The following is a 21,691-nucleotide window of genomic DNA, read 5'->3' on the forward strand; positions in this document are numbered from 1 at the left end:
AAATAGCGGCCATGACCAACACCGCTCCCGCTCCCCCCCTTGTCGCGAATGGCAAGATCCCCGTCACGGTGCTGACCGGCTATCTCGGCGCCGGCAAGACCACCCTGCTCAACCGCATCCTCACCGAGGAGCACGGCAAGAAGTACGCCGTGATCGTCAACGAGTTCGGCGAGGTCGGCATCGACAACGACCTGGTGGTCGGGGCCGACGAGGAAGTGTTCGAGATGAACAACGGCTGCGTCTGCTGCACGGTGCGCGGCGACCTGATCCGGGTTTTGCAAGGGCTGATGAAGCGCAAGGGCGGCTTCGACGCCATCGTGGTCGAGACCACCGGCTTGGCCGATCCGGGTCCGGTGGCCCAGACCTTCTTCGTCGACGACGACGTCAAGGCCCGCACCTATCTCGACTCGGTCACCGCCGTGGTCGACGCCAAGCACATCCTGCTGCGCCTGGGCGACAGCAAGGAAGCCGTCGAACAGATCGCCTTCGCCGACCAGATCGTGCTGAACAAGACCGACCTGGTCTCGGAAGACGACCTGCGCCACGTCGAGGCTCGCATCAAGCGCATCAACCCGCTGGCTCCGATCCACCGCGCCCAGCGTTCGAACGTCCCGCTGGACGCCATCATCGGCCGGCGCAGCTTCGACCTGGAGCGCATCACCGAGTTGGAGCCGGACTTCCTGAACCCGGCCCACGGCGAGGCGGGTCACGTGCACGACGAGCACTGCGGCCACGATCACCATCATCACGACCATGGGCACGTGCATGACGAGCACTGCGGCCACGACCACCACCACGGTCATGACCACAAGAGCGACATCCACGACGACGGCGTGAAGGGGATCTCCCTGACGCTGGACAAGCCGGTCGACGGGCAGAAGATCACCGTCTGGCTCAATGAACTGCTGGCCCGTCGCGGCGTCGACATCCTGCGCGCCAAGGGCATCATCGACGTGAAGGGCGAGGAGCGCCGCCTGGTGTTCCAGGCCGTGCACATGATCCTGGAGGGCGACTTCCAGCGTGCGTGGACCGACAAGGACAAACGCTACAGCCGCATGGTGTTCATCGGCCGCGACCTCGACGAGGCGGAGCTGAAGGCCGGGTTCGAAGCGACGGCGGCCTAGGGGCTCATCCACTTGCCCCACCTGACGGCGAAGCGATCCGTAGGGGGCAAGTGATCGCCGCACGACCAAAAAGCCCGGAACTTGAGTTCCGGGCATTCGCGTTCTACCGAATCTCCTCGTTGACGATCCCGATCTGGGTCCAGCCTTCGGTGTGGACCCGGTCGATCACGCCCATCAGCGCCTCGTAGGGCACGTCGGCCTGGGCGCTGACCATCAGGCGTTGGTCCTTGCGCGGACCCTTCTGGCCGTTGGCGGCGAAGCTGGCGCTCAGGTCTTGGGGCAAGGCCTCCAGGCTGGTGGGCTGCCCGGCCAGATAGAGCGCGCCCGAATTCTGGATGGTGATCAGCACGGGCGGTTCGGACGGGACCGCGGTCTGCTTGGCCGGCGGCATGTCGAGCTTGATCGAGGTGGTCGCCATCGGCACGGCGACCATGAAGATGATCAGCAGCACCAGCAGGATGTCGACGAACGGCGTGACGTTGATGTCCGCGTTCTGCTTGATCGTATAGGCGCCGCCGCCTGCGCCCGCGAGTTTAGCCGCCATGACCTGTCTCCTCCTCAAACCTGGGGTCGGTAGAAGTTACAGTTGTAGTCTGGCGTCTTTCTTACATTTGTAAAGCGCCTGGACGGCAGGCGCGAAAAAGGGGCCGGACGCTGGCGTCCGGCCCCTGATTTCTCGCGATCGTCGAAGGATCCTAGTGGATGTCTTCGTTGATCAGGCCGACCTTGTACCAGCCGCCGGTCTGCAGGGCGTTCAGCACGCCCATGAAGTCGGCATAGGTCACGTCGGCGTCGGCGCGGACCATGACGCGCTGGTCGTCCTTCGGGCCGGCCTGGTCGTTGGCCACGAACTTGGCCTCCAGGTCGAACTGCAGGTTGTCCAGGCTGGTCTGCTTTTCAGCGATGTACAGCGCGCCCGACTTCTGGATCGAGATGAACACCGGCTCTTTCGGCTTCGGCGCGTCCGGCGGCGGGATCGTCGCCGGCGGAAGGTCGACCTTGATCGCCACGGTCGCCATCGGCACGGCGACCATGAAGATGATCAGCAGCACGAGCAGAATGTCGACGAAGGGCGTGACGTTGATTTCGGAGTTCTGGCCCAGGGAGTAGCGACCGCCACCACCGCCGGAGAGTTTAGCCGCCATAGCCTGACTGTCTCCCAAGGGCCGCGTCTGTCGCGGTCCCGTAAATGTTAGATCGCCACGTCTGGCTCAGACCGGCGCGGAAGTAAAGCCCGAGGACGCGGCGCAATGGCAACCCCTTTTGTGAGTCTTTTTGGCGGAACGGCGTTCAAGTGACGGGTTGCTCAACCCTGGCTCGCGTGCTGGGCGACTAGGCGCCCGCATCGGGGCGCGGTATGGCGCGCGGATGATCTATTCCTTCGACGCCTATGTCACCGCCGCCCTGTTCGATCGCGCCGGCCGCGCGGCCTTCGCCCTGGGCGACGGCACGGTCCGATTCGAATCCCCCCATGAAAACGGGGAAGACGGTTTCGTCACGGTCGAGGCCCACGACGGCGCGGTGCTGGCCGCCGCCGTCCACCCCTCGGGTCGCGGGATCGTCACCGGCGGCGACGACGGCAAGGTGGTCTGGAGCCGGGTCGAGGGCGACGAGGTCGCCGCCACCCTGGTGGCCGAGGTCAAGGGCCGCTGGATCGAGCACGTGGCCGCCAGCGCCGCCTCCGGCCTGATCGCCTTCAGCGCCGGCAAGGAGGCCCACGTCCGCGACGCGGCCGATCCGAAGTTCCTGCGCGTCTTCGCCCACGACAAGACCGTGTCGGGCCTGGCCTTCGACCCCAAGGGCCGTCGCCTGGCCACGGCGGGCTACGGCGGCGTCTCGCTGTGGTGGGCCAAGATCGAAGGCCAGAAGCCGCAGGTGATGAAGTGGGCCGGCAGCCACATCGCCGCCGCGTTCAGCCCCGACGGCAAGTTCCTGGTCTCGGCGATGCAGGACAATCAGCTGCACGGCTGGCGCCTGGCCGACGGCAAGGACATGCGGATGGGCGGCTATCCGTCCAAGATCAAGAGCCTGGCCTTCTTCGACAAGGGCAACCTGATGGTCACGGCCGGCGCCAACGGCGCCGTGGTCTGGCCGTTCGCCGGCGCCAGCGGCCCGATGGGCAAGGAAGCGGCCGAGATCGGCTTCTCGCGCGATTCGATGGTGGTGCAGGTCGCCGGCGTCGACGCCTTGCCGGTCGCCATCGCCGGCCAGGACAACGGCAAGATCTGGGCCGCCCACATGCGGTCCGGCCGCATCGAGACCCTGAAGGCCGAGAAGGGCGCGGCGATCAGCGCGGTGTCGGTTTCGGCGGACGGCGCGCGGCTGGCCTGGGGCGATGAGGACGGCGAGGCGGGCGTGATGGCGATCCCGGCGCTGGAGACGCGGTTCTAGGGGTTAGAGCCCCGCCAACACCTTCACCACCGCTTCCACCACGGCCTCGTCGGTATCCCGCAGCCCGTCCTGCACGAAGCCCAGCTTGTAGGCGCGGTCCTCGTGGCCCTGGCCCAGGCCATAGGTCATCGGCGCGCTGCACGAGCCGTGCACCTCGCTCACCCCGGTCCGCGCCACCAGTTGCGCGACATTGGCCGGATTGACCCCGCCGCCGGCCAGGATCGCGATGCGGCCGGCCGCCCGCTCGACCAGCGCCGCGATCGTCTCCGCCCCGGCCATGGCGTTGAGGGCGCAGCCCGAGGTCAGGATACGCTCGAAGCCCAGGTCGATCGCCGTCTCCAGCGCCGCGAACGGGTCGGGCGTCAGGTCGAAGGCCCGGTGCAGGGTCACGCCCAGGCCTTCGGCGTGGGCGACCAGCATGGCCAGCGCCTCGACGTCCAGCTCGCCCGACGACGCGTTGGCGCCGATCACCACCCCGGCCAGCCCCGCCTCGCGCGTCGCGTCGATGTCGCGGAAGATGGCGTCCAGGTCGCCTGAGTCATAGACGAAGTCGCCGTTGCGCGGCCGGATCATCGGATAGATCGGGATCGCCGCCTCGGCCGCGATGGCCATCAGCCCGGGCGCCGGGGTGAGGCCCTGCAGGGCCAGGGCCGAGCACAGCTCGATGCGATCCGCGCCACCCTTGATCGCCGCCGCCAGTCCGGCGGGCGTATCGACACAGACTTCCAGGATCACGCGGTCGGACATCTTGGCCACTCCGAGGGTCATGCTAGGGATTTCGAAACGGCGTTCTTGGAGCACACCCATGCTGAATCGCAGAGGCCTAATCGGCGCGTCGCTGGCTGGACCCGCCCTGATGGGGGCCGGAGCGGCCTCCGCCGCCGCCGGAACCGGCGTCCAGCTGACCCGGCCCTGCGTGATCTCCACCTGGGACTTCGGCGTGCCGGCCAACCAGGCGGCCTGGGCGATCCTGTCCAAGGGCGGCCGGGCGTTGGACGCGGTCGAGGCCGGGGCTCGCGTCCCCGAACAGGACCTGAAGAACCACAGCGTCGGCCGGGCCGGCTATCCCGACCGCGACGGCCACGTCTCGCTGGACGCCTCCATCATGGATGAGCAGGGCAATTGCGGCGCGGTCGCCGCCCTGGAGCACATCGCCCATCCGATCTCGGTGGCCCGGGCGGTGATGGAGAAGACCCCGCACGTCCTGCTGGTCGGGGCCGGCGCCCTGCAGTTCGCCCAGGAGCAGGGCTTCCCGCGAGAAGAGCTGCTGACGCCGGAATCCCGCGCCGCCTGGGAGGCCTGGAAGAAGGACGCCAAGTACGCGCCCAAGGCCAACAGCGAGGTCGGCGACTACGGCAAGACGTCCGGCCGGCTCGGGACGCCCGGCGGCAAGGGCAACCACGACACCATCGGCATGCTGGCCCTGGACGCTCAGGGAAACCTGTCCGGCGCCTGCACCACCAGCGGAATGGCCTGGAAGCTGCGGGGTCGGGTCGGTGACTCACCCATCGTCGGGGCGGGGCTCTATGTCGACAACGACGTCGGCGGCGCCACATCGACTGGCGTCGGCGAGGAGGTGATCCGTAACGTCGGCAGCTTCCTGGTCGTGGAGCTGATGCGCCAGGGCTGCTCGCCGCAGGACGCCTGCAAGGAGGCTGTCGCGCGGATCCTGAAGAAGAAGCCGCAGGCCAAGGACATCCAGGTCGGGTTCCTGGCGCTCAGCAAGTCGGGCGAGGCCGGGGCGTGGTCGATCCAGAAGGGGTTCAGCTACGCGCTGTGCGATGGGGCTCGGCAGGATCGGTTGTTGACGGGCGAGAGTTTCTACTGAAGCACGCCCGCTCAGATCGCTAAAGATTTCGACAGCGAACGACGGCCCTGCCGAGGCCTTCTCTGGCTCCAATCTTCAGGAGCCGTCCATGACCTCGACCCCCAATATCCGCCGCGCGCTGGCGGTCGGCCTCGCGAGCACGGCGGCCCTGCTGCTGGCCGCCGCCGGCCCCGCGCGGGCGTCCGACCATCTCGACACGTCCAGCGTCATCGCCGATCCCCGGGCCGACATCGGCGACATCTTCGCCTGGACCTCGCCGGACAAGCGCAAGCTGAACCTGGTGATGGCGATCGTCGGCCACGGGTTCTCCAAGGACCTGGCCTATGTCTTCCACGTCGACAGCGGCGCGCGCCTGGGCAAGACGACCGCGACGACCACGATTTCGTGCCGGTTCGCCGGTTCGGAGATCCGCTGTCAAGCCGGCGGAGACGAGGTCCAGGGCGACGCCAGCCGTCCGGAGGGCCTGGTCTCGCGCCGTCACGGCTTCCGGGTCTTCGCCGGCCTGCGGGACGATCCCTTCTTCAACAACGTCAAGGGCACGCGCGAGGCCTATGACTTCGCCGCCGCCGCGCTGAAGGCCGGCGCGCCGTTGGACGAAGCCGGCTGCCCGGCCTTCGACAAGGCGACCTCGGCGGGCATTCTAGACCGCTGGCGCCACACGCGCGGCGGACCGGCCCAGAACCTGCTGGCGGGCTGGACCCCGGCCTCGCTGGTGATCTCGATCGACCTGCCGGCGGTGTCTCGGGGCGGCAAGCTGCTGGCGGTCTGGGGCGAGACCGTGGGACCCAAGGGGCGCATCGACCGCATGGGCCGACCGCTGACCGGCAACGCCCTGCTGGCCACGCTGGAGCCCGACGCCGTCAGCGACGCCCTGAAGGAGGCCTACAACCACGCCACGCCGGCGACCTCGGACGCCTTCATCCCCGAGATCGAGAAGACCCTGGGCCTCTACGACGCCTTCGACGGCGATTGCGGCAACGCGATGATCGCCGACCGCCCGGCGGGCGCCTCGCGCTACCTGAACCTGGCGATCCTGCTGGCCGACGACCGCCTGTGGATCGACAGCGCCGCCGCCCGCTGCACGACCCTGTTCGCGGTGGAGCTGGTCGCCCTGACCGGTCGCCACGACCTGGTCGGCGACTGCGGCGGGCGGACGCCGAACTACGACGCCGTGGACGTTTACCGCTCGCTGCTGGTCACCGGCGGCCTGACGGGCGTCGACGACGGCGTCGACCATGACGACCACCTCCATTCGGACACCGCGTTCCCGTTCCTCGCTGCGCCCGACGGCCCGGTCTATCACTCGCACAAGGAGCCCTGACCTTGGCCCGGTTCAAGACCTCCCTTCGCCGCGCCCTGCTGGCCGCCGGCGCCCTGGCTTTGGCCTGCGGACCGCACGTCGCCGCGGCCCACGAGTTCTGGATCCAGCCCGAGCGCTTCTGGCTGCCGGTCGATGCGGCCACGCCCATGACTCTGCAGGTGGGGACGGGGACCGAGCGCCAGCGTTCTCAGTTGCCCTCGCGCCGCGTGCTGCGGTTCGACGCCACGACCTCGGGCGGCGAGGCTCTGGACCTGCGCCCGACCCTGAGCCTAGGCGGTTCGGCCGCCGACGGCGCCCTGAGCTTCGCGCGGCCCGGCGCCTATGTCGTCACCCTGCGCAGCGACGCCAACGCCCAGAGCCACCAGTCGGCGGCCAAGTTCAACGCCTATGCGCGGGAAGAGGGCCTGACCCCGGCCTTGGAGACCCGCGCCGCGAAGGGGCTGCAGGCCATCGACGCTTCCGAGCGCTACAGCCGCCAGACCAAGGCCCTGGTCCAGGTCGGCGACGGCGGCGGCGCGCAGGACGCCGTCACCCGGCCCGTCGGCCTGACCCTGGAGATCGTGCCCGAGGTCAGTCCCTACGCCTCGCCGCGTCCGGCGGCCTTGCCGGTGCGCGTGCTCTACGAGGGCCGGCCCCTGGCGGGCGCGCTGGTCAAGCTCACCGACCTGGCCCACGACTCCGTGCCGCTGGAGCAGCACCGCACCGGCGGCGACGGCCGGGCCGGCTTCGCCATGCCGACCGGGGGAGCCTGGATGATGGATGTCGTCTGGACCAAGCCCCTGACCGACGAAGGCGTCGACTTCGAGACCGTGTTCTCCAGCCTGAGCTTCGGCTTTCCGGACTAGGCGCGGCGGGCCGGACGCAGGCGCGTGGCGTGCTGGAAGTCGACCGGGGTTTGGCCGTACAGCTTGCGGAACGCCGCCGTGAAATGGCTGTGGCTGGAGAAGCCGAGATCGAGGGCCAATTGGGTCAGGTCGTCATAGTCGGCCAGCAGGTCCAGGGCGCGGGCCAGGCGCAGCCGCAGCTGGTAACGATAGAGCGGCACGCCCTCGGCCTGGGCGAAGACCTGGGTCAAGTAGACGGGCGAGACCCCGGGTCGCCCAGGGCGCGGCGGACCAAACCCAGGGTCCGGGTCTCGGCCTGCAACGGCTCGAACGCGCCGCGCGCCAGGCCGTGCCTCAGCTGGGCGACCATGGCCTGGGCTTGGGGATCCAGGCCCCGCGTCGGTCGCCGAAACACTGCCAGGCCGCCGTCCTCCAGCTGTTCGGTGGGAGAGAGCTCCCTCAGCAGGTCGTCGTCGATCGACACCGATAGGCAGGCGTCGCCGCCGCCGACCGGATGGCTGATCGCGTAGTCCTGGTCGCGGTTGAAGAACGACACCTGGTTGGCCTCGGCCACGGCGTCCTGGCGCCCGACATGGCGGACATAGGCGCCGCGATAGGGGAAGACGAGGTGTGTCGCGGCCGCGCACTCGCTGGGGCTGCGATGACGGCAGGCGCCGTCGCAGGCCACGTCGCGGACGCCGACCGTCGGGGTTTCCAAGAGCAGGGCGACGGTGAGCTCGTTCATGCGTCCCGCTATCGGCGGGACGGGGTCACGGTGGCAATAACCTCGGAGGTTATGGAGCTGATCAGTCAAACCCCCGCATCACGCCCCATTCCTCGAACGGCTCGCGCCTTGACCGCCAGGTGTTCACCGGCGCCGTCTCGTCGCGGTAGCCCAGGGCCATGCCGCAGAACAGCATGTGGTCGGCGGGCAAGTCGATGAAGGTGGCCACCAGCTTGCCGTACACCGACCAGAACTCCTGGGCGCACGTGTCGAGACCCCGCTCGACGGCGAGCAGCATCAGGGTCTGCATGTACATGCCGATATCCGACCACTGCGGCGGGCCGCAGTCGCGGTGGACCGAGAAGAACAGGGCGACCGGCGCGCCGAAGAACTCGGCGTTCTGGGCAAACTGCTGCAGGCGACCCAGCTTGTCCTCGCGCGGGATGTTCAGCGCCCCATAGAGGTCCTCGCCGACCTGGTAGCGGCGGGTGCGCAGCGGCTCCCACAGGCTGGGCGGATAGACGTGGTATTCCGGCTCGTCGCGGTCCATCAGCCGCGAGGCGACCAGGGCCTTGAACTCCGTCAGCGGTTCGCCGGCCAGGGCGTGCACCACCCAGGGCTGGAGGTTCCCGCCCGACGGCGCGCGGGCGGCGGCCTCGAGCAGCTCACGCACCACGGCGCCGGGCACGGGGTCGGGCTTGAAGGCCCGCACGGACATCCGCCGCTGGACGGCCTCGGAGACGGTTCGGTATTGGGTCATCAAGGCCTCACTAACCGATGCGCGGCTATGTCCGCGACAGATGGTGACGGCTTGGCTAGCATCCAGCCKCAACGTCAAGGCAAGGGCGAAGGTAGAGGGCGATCCGTGAAGGTCCTGGTGCGTAACATCCTGGTCGCCCTGTTCATCGTGCTGGTGGCCGGGCCGGTGCTGACGGTGATCGTCTATCGCTTCGTGCCGCCGCCGGCGACGCCGCTGATGGTCATCCGCCTGGCCGAGGGCAAGGGCTGGAACCATCACTGGCGGCCGATCGGCCAGGTCTCGCCGGCCCTGCCGCGCGCCTTGATCGCCGCCGAGGACGCCCGGTTCTGCGACCACCACGGCTTCGACTTCGAGGCCCTGCAGAAGGCCTATGAGAACAACGGCAAGGGCAAGAAGATCCGCGGCGGCTCCACCATCAGCCAGCAGACCGCCAAGAACGTCTTCCTGTGGCCGGGCCGCTCCTATGTCCGCAAGGGGCTGGAGGCCTATTTCACGGTGCTGATCGAGACCCTGTGGGGCAAGAAGCGGATCATGGAGGTCTATCTGAACTCCATCGAGTACGGCCCTGGGATCTATGGCGCGGAAGCCGCGTCGCGGACCTATTTCAAGGTCGGGGCCGACCAGCTGACGCCGCAGCAGTCGGCCCGGCTGGCGGCGATCCTGCCCAGCCCGCTGAAGTGGAAGGCGGTCAATCCGGGCCGCTACGTCAAGAAACGCTCCAGCCGGATCGGCAAGGCCTCGGGCGCGGTGCGCCGCGAAGGGCTCGCCGCCTGCGTGGCCTAGTCTTTCAGCTGTCATCCCGGACGCAGCGAAGCGAAGATCCGGGATGACAAGCTAGGGATAGGGGAAAAGGAGAACACGCCATGATCGCGCCCGGACCCACCCTGGAAACGGCCCGCCTGATCCTGCGCCCCACCGCCGCCGAGGATCTCGACGGCTGGGCCGAGCTGATGGCCGACGCCGAGGCCTCCCGCTATATCGGCGGCCTGCAGACCCGGGCCGAGAGCTGGCGGGCCATGGCCAGCATGGCGGGCTCGTGGGCGCTGAACGGCTTTGGCATGTTCTCGCTGATCGAGAAGGACACCGGCCTGTGGGTCGGCCGCATCGGCCCGTGGCGTCCCGAAGGCTGGCCCGGGACCGAGGTGGGCTGGAGCCTGCATCCGCGCGCCCACGGCCAGGGCTATGCGGTCGAGGCGACGACGGCGGCCATGGATTTCGCGGTGGATGAGCTGGGCTGGACGCGGATCGTCCACTGCATCGACCCGGCCAATACGCCGTCGATCAAGGTGGCCGAGCGGATCGGCTCGCGCTTCCTGGAGATCGGCCGCCTGCCGGAGCCCTATCAGGACGTGCCGATCCAGCTGTGGGGCCAGACGGCGGACGAGTGGAAGGCGCGGCGGGGCGTCTAGGGCGTCAACGGCCGCGCATAGGCCGCCCGGGCCCGGCCCGAGCGCACGAACACCCGGGTGATCCTCGAATCGATCTCTCGGATCCGCACCGCGAAGTCGTCGCCGGCCGTCTCGATGTCGACCGCCGTCAGGTCGTCGCAGAAGTCCAGCGTCACGCCCAGCAGGATCTCCTGCGGTCCCAGGTGCATGCTCAGCACCTCGGCCACGGTGTCGATGCGCGGATCGGCGGCCAGCATTTCGCGCACCGCCTCGACGATGCGGGGCGAGGCCGACTCGCCGGTCAGCAGGCTGCGGGTCTCGTTGGCCAGGAAGATCGCCACCAGCACCAGCAGCACGCCGATCGCCACAGAGGCGGCCCCGTCGGCCCAGGCGATCCCGAACAGGGCCGAGCCCGCCACGCCCAGCGCCGCGATCGCCAGGCCGGCCAGGGCCGCGCCGTCCTCCAGCAGCACCGCGAAGATCGACGGATCCTTGCTGCGGCGGATGGCCTGCAGGAAGGGCGCGCCCTTGCGCAGCACGCTGAACTCCTTCCAGGCCACCAGGAACGAGCCGCCCTCGAACAGCACGGCCAGGCCGATGACCAGGAAATTGATCCAGGCCCGCTGGATCGGCTCGGGCCGAAGGATCTTGAGCACGCCCTCGTAGATCGAGAAGGCACCGCCCAGGGCGAAGATCAGCAGGGCCACCACGAAGGCCCAGAAATAGACCTCCATGCCGTAGCCGAACGGATGGGTTTCGCTGGGCGGCTTCCGGGCTCGGGACAGACCCAGCAGCAACAGGCCCTGGTTGCCGGTGTCGACGCTGGAGTGGATCGCCTCGGTCAGCATGGCCGACGAGCCGGTCAGGGCGAAGGCGATGAACTTCGTGACCGCGATGGCCAGGTTGCCGGCCAGGGCCGCGTAGACGACGGTGGTCGAGCTGTTGTGGGAACCTGTCGCGGCCATGCGGGCCGAACGCGACGGGAGAGGCCGCCGTTCCGTCAGGGCCGGTCGACGGCGAAGCGAATGACGCCGCCGTTCTTGTCGTCGGCGACCCAGATGGCGCCGTCGGCCGCGACGGCGACCCCGACCGGCGTCCCTTGAGGCCGCACGCCCTCGACCCGGCCCCAGCCCGGCGTCAGCACCTGCGCCTGGGCGGCGGGGCCGGCGCCGAACGGCCGCGAACCGCTGGGATAGGTCGGGAAGGTCGCCTTGGCGCGGGTGATGGGAACGCCCTTGGCGTCGACCTCGAAGGCGACCAGCCGACCGCCGGTCGAGCGATAGCCGTGCCAGCTCATCAGCAGCTTGCCCCTGAGTCCGGGGAACATCGCGCCTTGGTACCAGGTCATGGACAAGGGGGCGACGTGGGGCGGCAGCAGGGCCACGGGCGGGGCATGGGCGCTGGAGGCGCAGTCCATGGTCCCGGCCCAGCCCGGCGTCGGCGTCGCCATGTCCTGGCAGTAGGGCCAGCCATAGTGGCGGCCGGGCTCGATGCGGTTGATCTCCTCGAACGGGGTCCAGCGGTCGTCGAAATCGTAGCTGTTCTCGGCCTGCAKGATCGTGCCCGACGGATGCACCGTCAAAGCCACCGAGTTGCGCAGGCCGCGCGCCAGCATCGTGAATCGGGTGTCCCAGCGCCCCGGCGCGAGGCGGGCGTAACGGCGGATCCCGGCCGTGGCCTCCTCGCCCTCCGACTGGTCGCAACGGTCGGTCCCGACCCGCGCGCCCTTGGCGTCAAGGCACTGGTCCGACGGCGCGCCGACATTGACCAGCAGGGCGCCGTCAGGGGCGAAGACGAACTGCGACAGCGGGTGGCGATTGTCGTGCAGCCTGTTGTCGGGCAGGCCGGTGATCACATCCTGCACCGTGGCGGCGGGATCGGCGGCGCGCGGGTCGAAGCGGAAAATCCGGCTCATCTCGCCGACATAGGCCAAGCCGTCGGGACCGATCGCCAGGCCGTGCGGCAGGGACAGGCCCGTGAGCAACGGTTGCAGTTGGACCGGCTGGCCTGGGACGGCGGTCAGGCTCCAGATCACGCCGCGCGGCCGGGTCCAGTCGGCGAGGTCGGCGACCAGCCAGGTCCGCTCGTCCAGCTGGACCAGGTTGCGGGGCAAGCGAAGTTGGCGGCCGGCGAAAGCGCCGGGGGCGGGACCCACGACCAGGCCGGCGCACACGCCCTTCTCGGCGTCGATCGCCAGGCGGGGCCAGCCGTCGCAGGTTCCCGCGATCTTGTAGCTCACGCGCGGCGCGGCCTGGGCGGCCGGCGCGGCCAGACCCAGGGCCAGGCCCAGAACAACGGCGATCCTCGCCCGCATCATCTCGTCGCCCCCACCGCTCAGTGGTTGCGATCTAGCGTTGCGTCGCGGCGAAAGGGAAGGGCGTCAGACCCGATTATAGGGATATCGGTCGCGGATCACCCGCTGGAAGAACCGACCCTTGGACGGGGCGCGCTCGAAGGCTTCGGTCACCCGCGGCGGCACGCCCACATAGACGTATTCGTCACCATCGTGGAACGTCACGAACAGCTTGCCGTGCTCGGGCTCGTAGTCGATTTGGCGGATCGCCGTGGAGTCGACACGCATGGCTGAAAGCCTCCGCATGGGGATCGTTCTGACGAGAAAAGCGCGCGGTGGCGCGGAGCGGTTCCCCGGGGTTTTCCGGGCGCCTCATTAGGATGCAAATCGCCGCGAACTGGGGTCTAGTCCCGATCCGGACAGCTCCCGCTCAAGGGAGCCGGGGAGAAACGCCACATGCAACCGCATTCCTGGGTCGCCATCGTCACGATCGCCGCTCTGCTCGTCTATGTCTGGATGATCGCCAGGATCGGCGGGGCGCGAAGGACGGCCGGCATCCATGCCCCAACCATGACAGGCGACCCGGTCCTGGAACGCCATATCCGGGTCCAGGCCAACACCCTGGAATGGCTGCCGCTGTTTCTGCCGTCGCTGTGGCTGTTCGCGATCTATTGGAGCGATCTGGTCGCCACGATCCTGGGCGTGATCTGGATCGTCGGACGGATCATCTATGCCCTGGGCTACGTGGCCGATCCGGGCAAGCGCGAGGCCGGCTTCATCATCCAGGCCCTGGCGACGGCGATCCTGTTGTTCGGCGCCCTGGGACGGGTCATCTGGATCCTGGTCGCGGTCGGGGCCTAGGCCCCGACTGGTCGGGCGGGCGAGGCTTGGCTATAGGGCAGGGCCATGACCCTGCCCGTCGATCCCGCCCGTTACAGCGCCTTCCTGGTGACCATGTTCGTCATGGCCATCACGCCGGGACCGGCCAATCTGTTCGCCATCGCCACGGGCATGCAGAAGGGCAAGGGCGCGGCCTTGCTGGGCGTGGCCGGCATGAACGTCGCTACCCTGGTGTGGTTCGCCTGTTCGGCCCTTGGTCTGGGCGCGCTGATCATCGCCTTTCCCAAGGCCTTCCATCTGCTGGCCCTGGCCGGCGCGGCCTATCTGGTCTGGCTGGGGTTCAAGTCGATCCGCTCGGGACTCCGGGACAAGGGCGGCGAGGGCGAAAGCCATCGCTCGTTCCGCATGAGCCGTTCAGCGTTCCGCGACGGCTTCGCCGTGCAGATCGCCAACCCCAAGATCCTGCTGTTCTTCACCGCAGTCCTGCCGCCGTTCATCGACGTCGATCGACCGCTGGCCCCTCAGTTGGTGATGTTCGCCGCCGCGACCATCGGCATGGACCTGATCAGCATGAGCAGCTACGGCCTGGGCGGGGCCGCGCTGGCCTCGCGGATGAACGAACCGGGCTTTCGCAAGGGCTTCGCGATCGTCGTCGGGGTGCTGCTGATCACCGCCGCCGGGCTGATCGTCTCGCGCGGCTGATCACAAGGTTGAAACGCAATGGCCTTGGCGAAACCACAAAGCTGCGCCATGCATTTACACTGACGGGACGAAACGAGTCTTTTCGCCAAGATTCCTAGTGAAGGGATGCGCCATGATTGTTCGCAAGACCATCGCCGGTAGGGCCGGCCTGGTCGCTGCCTTGGCGCTCGCCGCCCTCCTGACGGCCTGCGCCACCGCCACCCCCTACCAGCCGAACGTCGCCGGTCAGAAAGCCGCCGGCGGATTCTCCGACCGACGGCTGGAGAGCGACCGCTATCAAGTTAATTTCGCCGGCAACAGCGTGACCTCGCGCGAAACCGTCGAGCGCTACCTGCTGTACCGCGCCGCCGAGGTCACCGTGCAGGCGGGCTACGACTGGTTCGAGACCGCCGATCGTCGCACCGACCGCACGGCTCGCGCCGTGATCGACAACTATGGCCCCGGCTGGGGCGGTTACGGCTATGGCTACGGCGGCTATCCGTACGGCTACTGGCGTCCGGCCTGGCGCGGCTATTACGGCGGCTACGGCGGCTGGGGTCCGTGGGGCGACCCGTTCTTCGGCGGCTCCGCCGAGATCCGCACGATCGAAAAGTTCCAGGCCAGCGCCGAGATCCTGCTGCACAAGGGTCCCAAGCCGGCTGGAGATCCGCGCGCCTACGACGCTCGCGAGATCATCAACAACCTGGGTCCGTCGATCCTGCGTCCAGTCGCCTCGGCCGGCCAATAAGGGCTTTTCCCTCCCCCTCGTGGGGAGGGAGGCCCGAAGGGGTCGGGTGGGGGCTTGCTGAGTCAGCGGGCCCCACCCAGCTTCGCTGGTCCCCCTCCCCATAGGGGAGGGGAGGCCGCTGAGCTTATCGCGGCGCCATGCGGATGCCGCCGTCCAGACGTACGTCCTCGCCGTTGAAGTAGCCGCAGGTGATCATCGTCAGGGCCAGTTGGGCGTATTCCTCGGGGTTGCCCAGGCGCTTGGGGAACGGCACCGAGGCGGCCAGGGCGGCCTTCACGTTTTCCGGCGCGCCGTTCATCAGCGGGGTGTTGAAGATGCCCGGCAGGATGGTGTTGACGCGAATGCCGTCGTTCATCAGGTCGCGGGCGATCGGCAGGGTCATGCCGATGACGCCGCCCTTGCTGGCCGAGTAGGCGGCCTGGCCGACCTGGCCGTCCTCGCCCGCCACGCTGGCGGTGTTGACGATCGCGCCGCGCTCGCCGTCTTCCAGCGGCTCCAGGTCCAGCATGCCCTTGGCCGACTTGGCGATGCAGCGGAATGTGCCGACCAGGTTGATCTGGATGATCATGTTGAAGGCGTCGAGCGGGAAGTGCTTGGCCTCGCCGGTGGCCTTGTCGCGGCTGGCGGTCTTGATGGCGTTGCCGGTGCCGGCGCAGTTGACCAGGATCCGCTCCTGGCCATGAGCGGCGCGGGCCTTCTCGAAGCCGGCGTCGACATCGGCGTCCGAGGTGACGTTGACCTTGCAGAAGACGCCGCCGATTTCCTTGGCGACCGCTTCGCCCTTGGCCTCGTTCATGTCGAAGAGCGCGACCTTGACGCCCTGGGCGGCCAGGGCGCGGGCGGTGGCTTCGCCGAGGCCCGAAGCGCCCCCGGTGACGACGGCGGCGATATTGCTATCGAGTTTCATGGACGTTTCCTCGCGGCTTGCGTTTAATTGAACCTTGAGGAGCGGTTTAACCCGATGAGCGCCGACGCCAAACCATCCCCCGACGTCAATCCGGGCTTTAAGCCCGACGACGTGCTGGATCCGAAGAAGGCGCTCGTGCCGGCCACGGTGCGGGTCAACGAGCAGCGCGTGACACGCGGCTTCTGGCCGAAGATCCGAAAGGTGGCGTCCAAGGCCCCGTTCGCGGCCGACGCCCTGTCGCTGTGGTGGTGCGCCAAGGATCCGACCACCCCCACCGCCGCCAAGGGCATGATGTTCGCCGCCCTGGCCTATTTCGTGCTGCCGACCGACGCCATCCCCGACATCCTGCCGGCCATCGGCCTGACCGACGACGCGGCCGTGATCGCCGCCGTCATCGCCCTCATCGGCCGCAATCTCAAGCCGCGCCACAAGGATGAGGCCAAGACCTTCCTCGCCAAGCTGGGCGCCGATGACTGACGTCCGGCTGTGGGGCGCGGCGGGGATCTGCGCGGCGCTGTACGGCCTGGTGCTGGTCCAGCGACCGCCGTCCTTTCTCCGGGCCCTGGTCAAGACGACGGCCGTCGGGGCGCTGGCCGTACTGGCCTATCTGGAGGGCGGCGGGCCCTGGCTGGCGATCGCCCTGGCCCTGTGCGCGGTCGGCGACGCCTTCCTGGCCGGCGATCCCAAACGGTGGCTGCCGTACGGCCTGGCCGCCTTCCTGGCGGGCCATGTGGTCTACGCGCTGCTGTTCTGGCGCGAGCGAGGACCGGTCGGCCCGGCGTTCTGGGCCGTCGCACCGCTGATCGCCCTGGCGGGCGCGACGATGCTGGTCCTGCTCTGGCGGTCGCTGGGGGCGTTGAAGCCGGCCGTGGTCGTCTATGTCCTGGCCATCGTCGCCATGGTCACGGCCAGTCTGTTGCTGCCGCGCCTGCGCTGGCCGGCCACGATCGGGGCCCTGGCCTTCATGACCTCCGACGCCGTCCTGGCCTTCGACCTGTTCAAGGGCGTCAAGCTGGCCGGTTCGCCGCGATTGACGGCCTGGGCGGTGTGGTTCCTCTATTTCGGCGGCCAGGCGATGATCGCCTGGGAGATGCTGCGTTAGGGAGCCGCCATGACCCTGTTCGAGGCCCGCCCGATCACCGTGTCGATCGCCCGCCCGGCGGCCGAGGTCTACGCCTTCGCCCACAGGCCCGAGAGCTTTCCCAAATGGGCCGCCGGCCTTGGCGCGGGCCTTACGCTCGACGGCGACCGCTGGATCGCCCACGGCCCGGATGGCGACGTCCACGTGCGGTTCTCGCCGGAGAACGCCTATGGCGTGCTCGACCACTGGGTGACCCTCCCGGACGGGACCGAGATCGGCATTCCCCTGCGGGTCGTGGCCAACGGCGACGGGGCCGAAGTCACTCTGACGCTGTTCCGGGCGCCGGGCATGGACGATGCGACCTTCGAACGCGACCAGGGAATGGTCGCCGCCGACCTGGCCAAGCTAAAGGCGCTGCTGGAGCGATGATCACCCTGCGCGGACCCCGGCCCGGCGACTACGGCTGGATCGTCCAGCGGCACGGCGTTCTTTATGCCGAGGAAGAAGGCTGGGACGCCCGGTTCGAGGGGCTGGTGGCCGGCGTGGTGGCCGAGTTCATCAAGGGCTTCGACCCGGCGCGCGAGGCGTGCTGGATCGCCGAGCATGAGGGGCGGCCGGTCGGTTCGATCCTGCTGGCCCGCGAAAGCGACACGGTGGGCCGCCTGCGCCTGCTGCTGGTCGAACCCTCGGCGCGCGGACTGGGCGTGGGCGACACGCTGGTGGCCGAGTGCGTCAGCTTCGCCCGCCTGGCCGGCTACCGGGAAGTGGTGCTTTGGACCCAGAGCAACCTGCTGCCCGCCCGCCGCCTCTACGAACGCGCGGGCTTCAAGCTGGAGCACAGCTGGCCCTATGACGGCTTCGGCGACGGGCTGGTCTCCGAGACCTGGCGGCTGGGATTGTCCTAGGCCGCGTTCCTTCGACTTTCCGACATTGGAACGTATCGGCTCTCGAGCCGGTTTGGCCGTCACCTCGGGCGCATCAGGAGTGGCGGACATGGCTGATCAAGACGACTTCAAGACCGATACCGGCAACGGCGGCGAGACCCATCAGCATGTACCGGAAAAGGGTCCTCACAACCCCGAAGGCCACCTGACCACCAACCAGGGCATCCGGGTTTCCGACAACCAGAACCAGCTGAAGAGCGGTGAGCGCGGTCCGGTGCTGCTGGAGGACTTCGTCCTTCGCGAAAAGATCTTCCACTTCGACCACGAGCGGATCCCCGAGCGGATCGTCCATGCCCGGGGCTCGGCCGCCCATGGCTTCTTCGAGCTCTATGAATCGCTGTCGGATCTGACCAAGGCCGACCTGTTCCAGCGGGCCGGCGAGAAGACCCCGCTGTTCACCCGGTTCTCGACCGTGGCCGGCGGGGCGGGCAGCGTCGACACCCCGCGCGACGTGCGCGGTTTCGCGGTGAAGTTCTACACCCAGGAAGGCAACTGGGACTTGGTGGGCAACAACATCCCGGTGTTCTTCATCCAGGACGCCATCAAGTTCCCCGACCTGATCCATTCGGTGAAGATGGAGGCCGACCGCGGCTATCCGCAGGCGGCCAGCGCCCATGACACCTTCTGGGACTTCATCAGCCTGATGCCGGAGAGCACCCACATGATCATGTGGGCGATGAGCGACCGGACCATTCCGCGGTCCTTGCGGACCATCGAGGGCTTCGGCGTCCACACCTTCCGACTGGTCAACGCGGCCGGCAAGTCGACCTTCGTCAAGTTCCACTGGAAGCCCAAGCAGGGCGTCGCCTCGACGCTGTGGGACGAGGCGGTCAAGCTGGCCGGCGCCGATCCGGACTTCCAGCGCCGCGACCTGTTCGAGGCCATCCAGCGCGGCGACTTCCCCGAATGGGAGCTGGGCCTGCAGACCTTCGACCAGGCCTTCGCCGACAGCCTGCCCTTCGACGTGCTCGACCCGACCAAGATCATCCCGGAAGAGGTGCTGCCGGTGCGCATCGTCGGCCGGATGGTGCTGGACCGCTGGCCCGACAACTTTTTCGCCGAGACCGAGCAGGTGGCCTTCTGCCCGGCCAACATCGTGCCGGGCGTCGACTTCACCAACGATCCGCTGCTGCAGGGGCGGCTGTTCTCTTATCTGGACACCCAGAAGAGCCGGCTGGGCACAGCCAACTTCCACCAGATCCCGATCAACGCCCCCAAGTGCCCGGTGATGAACTTCCAGCGCGATGGGCAGATGCAGATGGCCATCCCCAAGGGGCGGGCCAACTACGAGCCTAACAGCCTGACCGAAACCGCCGGCGAAATCGGCGGACCGCGCGAATGTCCGATGACCGGCTTCACCACCTTCCAGACGGCGGACGGCGCGAATGAGCAGGGCGACAAGCTGCGGATCCGCCCCGAGAGCTTCGCCGACCACTACAGCCAGGCGCGGCTGTTCTTCCGCTCGCTGGACCCGCACGAACAGGCCCACCTGGCCTCGGCCATCGTCTTCGAGTTGTCCAAGGTCGGCATCGAGGCGGTGCGGACGCGGATGATGTCCAACCTGGTCAATGTCGATCCGGACCTGGCCAAGCGGGTCGGCGCCGGGCTGAACATGCCCGTGCCCAAGGCCTCGAAGCCGGCGGTTCCGGTGCAGGACTTGGACTTGTCGCCGGCCCTGCGCATCGTCAACGGACCGCGCGCCCCGACCGACATCAAGGGTCACGTGATCGGCATCCTGATCGCCGACGGTTCCGACGGTGCGGCGGTCGACAAGCTGAAGGCGGCGATCAAGAAGGCCGGCGCCGTGCCCAAGGTCATCGCGCCCAAGATCGGCGGGGCCAAGGGCGCGGACGGGACGCTGATCCCGGCCGACGGCCAGCTGGCCGGGACGCCGTCGGTGACGGTGGACGCCATCGCCGTCGTCTTGTCCGACACCGGTTGCGCGGCCCTGCTCAAGGAGGCCGCCGCCGTCCAGTTCGTGATGGACGCCTTCGGCCACCTGAAGGCCATCGGCGCGACGGACGCGGCCAAGCCGCTGCTGGACAAGGCGGGCGTCGAGCCGGACGAAGGCGTGGTGGGTCTCGGCGCGGACTTCATCGCGGCGGCGGCCAAGCGGTTCTGGGACCGCGAGCCGAAAGTGCGGACGCTGGCTTAGGGGTAGCGGCGCCTTCCCGACCGTCGCCCCCTCGTGCGTCTCTATCACCAGCAGCGGCCGCTCCTCCCACTTCGGATGCGGGACGCCGACCACGGCGGCGATCTTCACGCCCGGACAGCCGACGGCGATGTTCTCCAGGTCGATCGAGCTGATCCACTCGCCGCCGGACTTGATGACGTCCTTCTGGCGGTCGGTGATCCGCATGAAGCCGTGTTCGTCCAGGGTGGCGATGTCGCCGGTGTCGAACCAGCCGTCGTCCTGGGCGGCGTCCTCGTCCTGGCGGTAGTAGCGGCGCACCACCCAGGGGCCGCGCACCTTCAAGGCGCCCGAGGTCTCGCCGTCGCGCGGAGCCTCTTGCCCGTCCTCGGTCTCGACTCGAAGCTCGATGCCGAACTGCAGCCGGCCCTGGCGGGTCCAGATGGCGTCGTTCATGGCGTCCTCGCCCAGGGCGGCCAGGGACGGGGTCGGGGTGGCGATCACGCCCAGCGGGCAGGTCTCGGTCATGCCCCAGATCTGCAGCACGTCGACGCCGTACTTCGTCTTGAAGGTCTCGGCCATGGCGCGGGGTACGGCGCTGCCGCCGATGACGACTCGCCTTAGGCTGTCGGGCCGCTGGCCCGTCTGCTCCAGCCAGGCCAGGTACATCGTCCAGATGGTCGGAACCCCGCCGGTGAAGGTCACGCCCTCGCCCTGGATCAGCTCGTGCAGCGACGCCCCATCCATCTTGTCGGCGGGCAGGACCAGCTTGGAGCCGCAGATCGGGGCGGTGAACGGCAGGCCCCAGGCGGTGGCGTGATAGAGGCTGGAGCACGGCATCACCACGTCGAAGGCGGTCAGGCCGAAGGCGCTGGCCATGCCGCCGGCCATGGCGTGCAGCACCACGGCGCGATGCGAATAGAGCACGCCCTTGGGATCGCCCGTCGTGCCCGAGGTGTAGCAGAGGAAGGCCCCGGCGTTCTCGTCCAGCGTCGGCCAGTCGATCGTTTCGGCCTCGGCGGCGATCAGCGTTTCGTACGACGTCGCCCCGACCCCGGCGTCATGGGTCCGCTCGGCGTCCGACAGCATGATGAAGGTCTTCACCGTGGTCAGGCGCGGCGCCAGGCGGGCGACCAGCTCGGCGAAATTGCGGTCGAACAGCAGCACGCCGCTGGCCGCGTGGTTGATCGTGAAGACGATCTGCTCGTCCGACAGCCGGGGATTGGCGGTGTGCAGCACCGCGCCCAGACCGGGCACGGCGTAGAACAGCTCCAGGTGCCGGTGGGTGTTCCAGGCCAGCGAGGTGACCCGGTCGCCGGATCGCACGCCCAGCCGCGCCAGGGCGTGGGCCGCCTGGGCCGTGCGACGGGCCAGGCCGGCATAGTCGTAGCGCCAGACCGGCTCTTCGATCAGCCGGGAGACCACTTCGCGCGCGCCATGGGCCGCGGCGGCGTAGCGCAGGATGCCGCTCACCAGCAGCGGCGTCGTCTGCATCAGGCCCAGGATCACGGGCGCTCCCTCCCTTGTGATTTTGGGAGGAGCTTAGGACGGATGCGGGCGATTGGGAGCGGCTAAATCCGCCTCACTCACCAAATGGTGAACGAATTAGAACTCTTCCCAGGTATCGACGGCGACCGCCGCGTTGCCGTGGAAGGCCGGGGCGCGAGACGAAGACGGCCGCGCGGGGCTGGCGACCGGACGCGGAG

25 protein-coding genes and 1 pseudogene are annotated in these 21,691 nt (G+C 68.7%); 15 read left to right on the forward strand and 11 right to left on the reverse strand.

The genetic code is table 11. The features are described from left to right. The first annotated feature begins 11 nt into the window (after positions 1 to 11). Positions 12 to 1,124 (forward strand): CobW family GTP-binding protein, encoded by a 1,113-nt coding sequence (locus AC1DZ6_RS03230; protein WP_477095755.1) that lies wholly within the window; start codon positions 12 to 14, stop codon positions 1,122 to 1,124. Positions 1,125 to 1,227: 103 nt separating this feature from the next. On the opposite strand, the gene AC1DZ6_RS03235 is transcribed toward AC1DZ6_RS03230, so the two are convergent. Both AC1DZ6_RS03235 and AC1DZ6_RS03240 read right to left on the reverse strand, forming a co-directional pair. After that, entirely contained in the window at positions 1,228 to 1,668 is a 441-nt protein-coding gene (locus AC1DZ6_RS03235; RefSeq protein ID WP_477095756.1) for an ExbD/TolR family protein, read from the reverse strand. A gap of 151 nt (positions 1,669 to 1,819) precedes the next feature. Then, the gene (locus tag AC1DZ6_RS03240; protein WP_477095757.1) at positions 1,820 to 2,269 is read right to left on the reverse strand and encodes a biopolymer transporter ExbD; all 450 of its coding nucleotides are present in this window, start codon (positions 2,267 to 2,269) and stop codon (positions 1,820 to 1,822) included. A 223-nt stretch (positions 2,270 to 2,492) separates the two neighbouring features. On the opposite strand from AC1DZ6_RS03240, the gene AC1DZ6_RS03245 reads away from it, so the two are divergent. Beyond that, the gene (locus tag AC1DZ6_RS03245; RefSeq protein WP_477095758.1) at positions 2,493 to 3,515 is read left to right on the forward strand and encodes a WD40 repeat domain-containing protein; all 1,023 of its coding nucleotides are present in this window, start codon (positions 2,493 to 2,495) and stop codon (positions 3,513 to 3,515) included. A 3-nt stretch (positions 3,516 to 3,518) separates the two neighbouring features. Here the strand turns inward: AC1DZ6_RS03245 and AC1DZ6_RS03250 are convergent, their stop codons facing one another. Continuing rightward, positions 3,519 to 4,262 (reverse strand): copper homeostasis protein CutC, encoded by a 744-nt coding sequence (locus AC1DZ6_RS03250; RefSeq protein WP_477095779.1) that lies wholly within the window; start codon positions 4,260 to 4,262, stop codon positions 3,519 to 3,521. 58 nt (positions 4,263 to 4,320) lie between these two features. On the opposite strand from AC1DZ6_RS03250, the gene AC1DZ6_RS03255 reads away from it, so the two are divergent. The 3 genes from AC1DZ6_RS03255 (at position 4,321) to AC1DZ6_RS03265 (ending at position 7,509) form a co-directional block, all read left to right on the forward strand. After that, positions 4,321 to 5,343: a glycosylasparaginase gene (locus tag AC1DZ6_RS03255; RefSeq protein ID WP_477095759.1), complete on the forward strand. Its 1,023-nt coding sequence runs from the start codon at positions 4,321 to 4,323 to the stop codon at positions 5,341 to 5,343. 88 nt (positions 5,344 to 5,431) lie between these two features. After that, a complete protein-coding gene (locus AC1DZ6_RS03260) occupies positions 5,432 to 6,664 on the forward strand; it encodes a DUF4331 family protein (RefSeq protein WP_477095760.1) in 1,233 nt (410 codons plus the stop codon). A 2-nt stretch (positions 6,665 to 6,666) separates the two neighbouring features. Continuing rightward, entirely contained in the window at positions 6,667 to 7,509 is an 843-nt protein-coding gene (locus AC1DZ6_RS03265) for a DUF4198 domain-containing protein (RefSeq protein WP_477095761.1), read from the forward strand. Here the strand turns inward: AC1DZ6_RS03265 and AC1DZ6_RS03270 are convergent. From AC1DZ6_RS03270 to AC1DZ6_RS03280, 3 genes are all read right to left on the reverse strand, one after another. Continuing rightward, positions 7,506 to 7,739: a helix-turn-helix domain-containing protein gene (locus AC1DZ6_RS03270; RefSeq protein WP_477095762.1), complete on the reverse strand. Its 234-nt coding sequence runs from the start codon at positions 7,737 to 7,739 to the stop codon at positions 7,506 to 7,508. The two genes, AC1DZ6_RS03265 and AC1DZ6_RS03270, sit on opposite strands and share 4 nt — an antisense overlap. Next, positions 7,736 to 8,233, reverse strand: a complete 498-nt coding sequence (locus AC1DZ6_RS03275; RefSeq protein WP_477095763.1) for a hypothetical protein — start codon at positions 8,231 to 8,233, stop codon at positions 7,736 to 7,738. The genes AC1DZ6_RS03270 and AC1DZ6_RS03275 overlap by 4 nt, the downstream gene beginning before the upstream one ends. A 61-nt stretch (positions 8,234 to 8,294) precedes the next feature. Further along, positions 8,295 to 8,972 (reverse strand): nitroreductase, encoded by a 678-nt coding sequence (locus tag AC1DZ6_RS03280; RefSeq protein ID WP_477095764.1) that lies wholly within the window; start codon positions 8,970 to 8,972, stop codon positions 8,295 to 8,297. A gap of 105 nt (positions 8,973 to 9,077) precedes the next feature. Here AC1DZ6_RS03280 and mtgA point away from each other — a divergent pair, with 105 nt between their 5' ends. Together mtgA and AC1DZ6_RS03290 are read left to right on the forward strand one after the other, a co-directional pair. Beyond that, entirely contained in the window at positions 9,078 to 9,755 is a 678-nt protein-coding gene (gene mtgA, locus AC1DZ6_RS03285; protein ID WP_477095765.1) for a monofunctional biosynthetic peptidoglycan transglycosylase, read from the forward strand. An 80-nt stretch (positions 9,756 to 9,835) separates the two neighbouring features. Next, positions 9,836 to 10,381, forward strand: coding sequence for a GNAT family N-acetyltransferase (locus tag AC1DZ6_RS03290; RefSeq protein WP_477095766.1), 546 nt, complete (start codon positions 9,836 to 9,838; stop codon positions 10,379 to 10,381). Here AC1DZ6_RS03290 and AC1DZ6_RS03295 read toward each other — a convergent pair. The 3 genes from AC1DZ6_RS03295 to AC1DZ6_RS03305 all read right to left on the reverse strand — a co-directional run bounded on the left by AC1DZ6_RS03295 (position 10,378) and on the right by AC1DZ6_RS03305 (position 12,941). Beyond that, a complete protein-coding gene (locus AC1DZ6_RS03295; RefSeq protein ID WP_477095767.1) occupies positions 10,378 to 11,325 on the reverse strand; it encodes a cation diffusion facilitator family transporter in 948 nt (315 codons plus the stop codon). The genes AC1DZ6_RS03290 and AC1DZ6_RS03295 overlap by 4 nt on opposite strands. 35 nt (positions 11,326 to 11,360) lie before the next feature. Continuing rightward, the gene (locus AC1DZ6_RS03300; RefSeq protein ID WP_477095768.1) at positions 11,361 to 12,677 is read right to left on the reverse strand and encodes a PQQ-dependent sugar dehydrogenase; all 1,317 of its coding nucleotides are present in this window, start codon (positions 12,675 to 12,677) and stop codon (positions 11,361 to 11,363) included. Between the two features lie 63 nt (positions 12,678 to 12,740). Beyond that, entirely contained in the window at positions 12,741 to 12,941 is a 201-nt protein-coding gene (locus tag AC1DZ6_RS03305; RefSeq protein WP_477095769.1) for a KTSC domain-containing protein, read from the reverse strand. 168 nt (positions 12,942 to 13,109) lie between these two features. On the opposite strand from AC1DZ6_RS03305, the gene AC1DZ6_RS03310 reads away from it, so the two are divergent. The 3 genes from AC1DZ6_RS03310 to AC1DZ6_RS03320 all read left to right on the forward strand — a co-directional run bounded on the left by AC1DZ6_RS03310 (position 13,110) and on the right by AC1DZ6_RS03320 (position 14,922). Then, entirely contained in the window at positions 13,110 to 13,514 is a 405-nt protein-coding gene (locus tag AC1DZ6_RS03310; protein WP_477095770.1) for an MAPEG family protein, read from the forward strand. Positions 13,515 to 13,559: 45 nt separating this feature from the next. Next, positions 13,560 to 14,195: a LysE family translocator gene (locus AC1DZ6_RS03315; protein ID WP_477095771.1), complete on the forward strand. Its 636-nt coding sequence runs from the start codon at positions 13,560 to 13,562 to the stop codon at positions 14,193 to 14,195. Positions 14,196 to 14,307: 112 nt separating this feature from the next. After that, a complete protein-coding gene (locus AC1DZ6_RS03320; RefSeq protein ID WP_477095772.1) occupies positions 14,308 to 14,922 on the forward strand; it encodes a CC0125/CC1285 family lipoprotein in 615 nt (204 codons plus the stop codon). A gap of 124 nt (positions 14,923 to 15,046) precedes the next feature. Here AC1DZ6_RS03320 and AC1DZ6_RS03325 read toward each other — a convergent pair whose 3' ends face one another. Continuing rightward, positions 15,047 to 15,829 carry an SDR family NAD(P)-dependent oxidoreductase gene (locus AC1DZ6_RS03325; RefSeq protein WP_477095773.1) on the reverse strand — a complete coding sequence of 261 codons (783 nt, stop codon included), beginning with the start codon at positions 15,827 to 15,829 and terminating at the stop codon, positions 15,047 to 15,049. 54 nt (positions 15,830 to 15,883) lie between these two features. Between AC1DZ6_RS03325 and AC1DZ6_RS03330 the strand changes: the two genes are divergently transcribed. From AC1DZ6_RS03330 to AC1DZ6_RS03350, 5 genes are all read left to right on the forward strand, one after another. After that, positions 15,884 to 16,306, forward strand: a complete 423-nt coding sequence (locus tag AC1DZ6_RS03330) for a YkvA family protein (RefSeq protein WP_477095774.1) — start codon at positions 15,884 to 15,886, stop codon at positions 16,304 to 16,306. After that, complete coding sequence (locus AC1DZ6_RS03335; protein WP_477095775.1) at positions 16,299 to 16,931, forward strand: lysoplasmalogenase; 633 nt, start codon at positions 16,299 to 16,301, stop codon at positions 16,929 to 16,931. The genes AC1DZ6_RS03330 and AC1DZ6_RS03335 overlap by 8 nt, the downstream gene beginning before the upstream one ends. A gap of 9 nt (positions 16,932 to 16,940) precedes the next feature. Continuing rightward, positions 16,941 to 17,339, forward strand: coding sequence for an SRPBCC family protein (locus AC1DZ6_RS03340; RefSeq protein WP_477095776.1), 399 nt, complete (start codon positions 16,941 to 16,943; stop codon positions 17,337 to 17,339). Further along, positions 17,336 to 17,815 carry a GNAT family N-acetyltransferase gene (locus tag AC1DZ6_RS03345; protein WP_477095777.1) on the forward strand — a complete coding sequence of 160 codons (480 nt, stop codon included), beginning with the start codon at positions 17,336 to 17,338 and terminating at the stop codon, positions 17,813 to 17,815. The genes AC1DZ6_RS03340 and AC1DZ6_RS03345 overlap by 4 nt, the downstream gene beginning before the upstream one ends. A gap of 88 nt (positions 17,816 to 17,903) precedes the next feature. Next, the gene (locus tag AC1DZ6_RS03350; RefSeq protein ID WP_477095778.1) at positions 17,904 to 20,009 is read left to right on the forward strand and encodes a catalase; all 2,106 of its coding nucleotides are present in this window, start codon (positions 17,904 to 17,906) and stop codon (positions 20,007 to 20,009) included. 9 nt (positions 20,010 to 20,018) lie between these two features. Here the strand turns inward: AC1DZ6_RS03350 and AC1DZ6_RS03355 are convergent. Next, positions 20,019 to 21,494, reverse strand: a pseudogene (locus AC1DZ6_RS03355) (long-chain fatty acid--CoA ligase); the annotation flags it as partial. Positions 21,495 to 21,691: the final 197 nt, after the last annotated feature.

This window comes from Caulobacter sp. P1_B12_2, assembly GCF_056406675.1.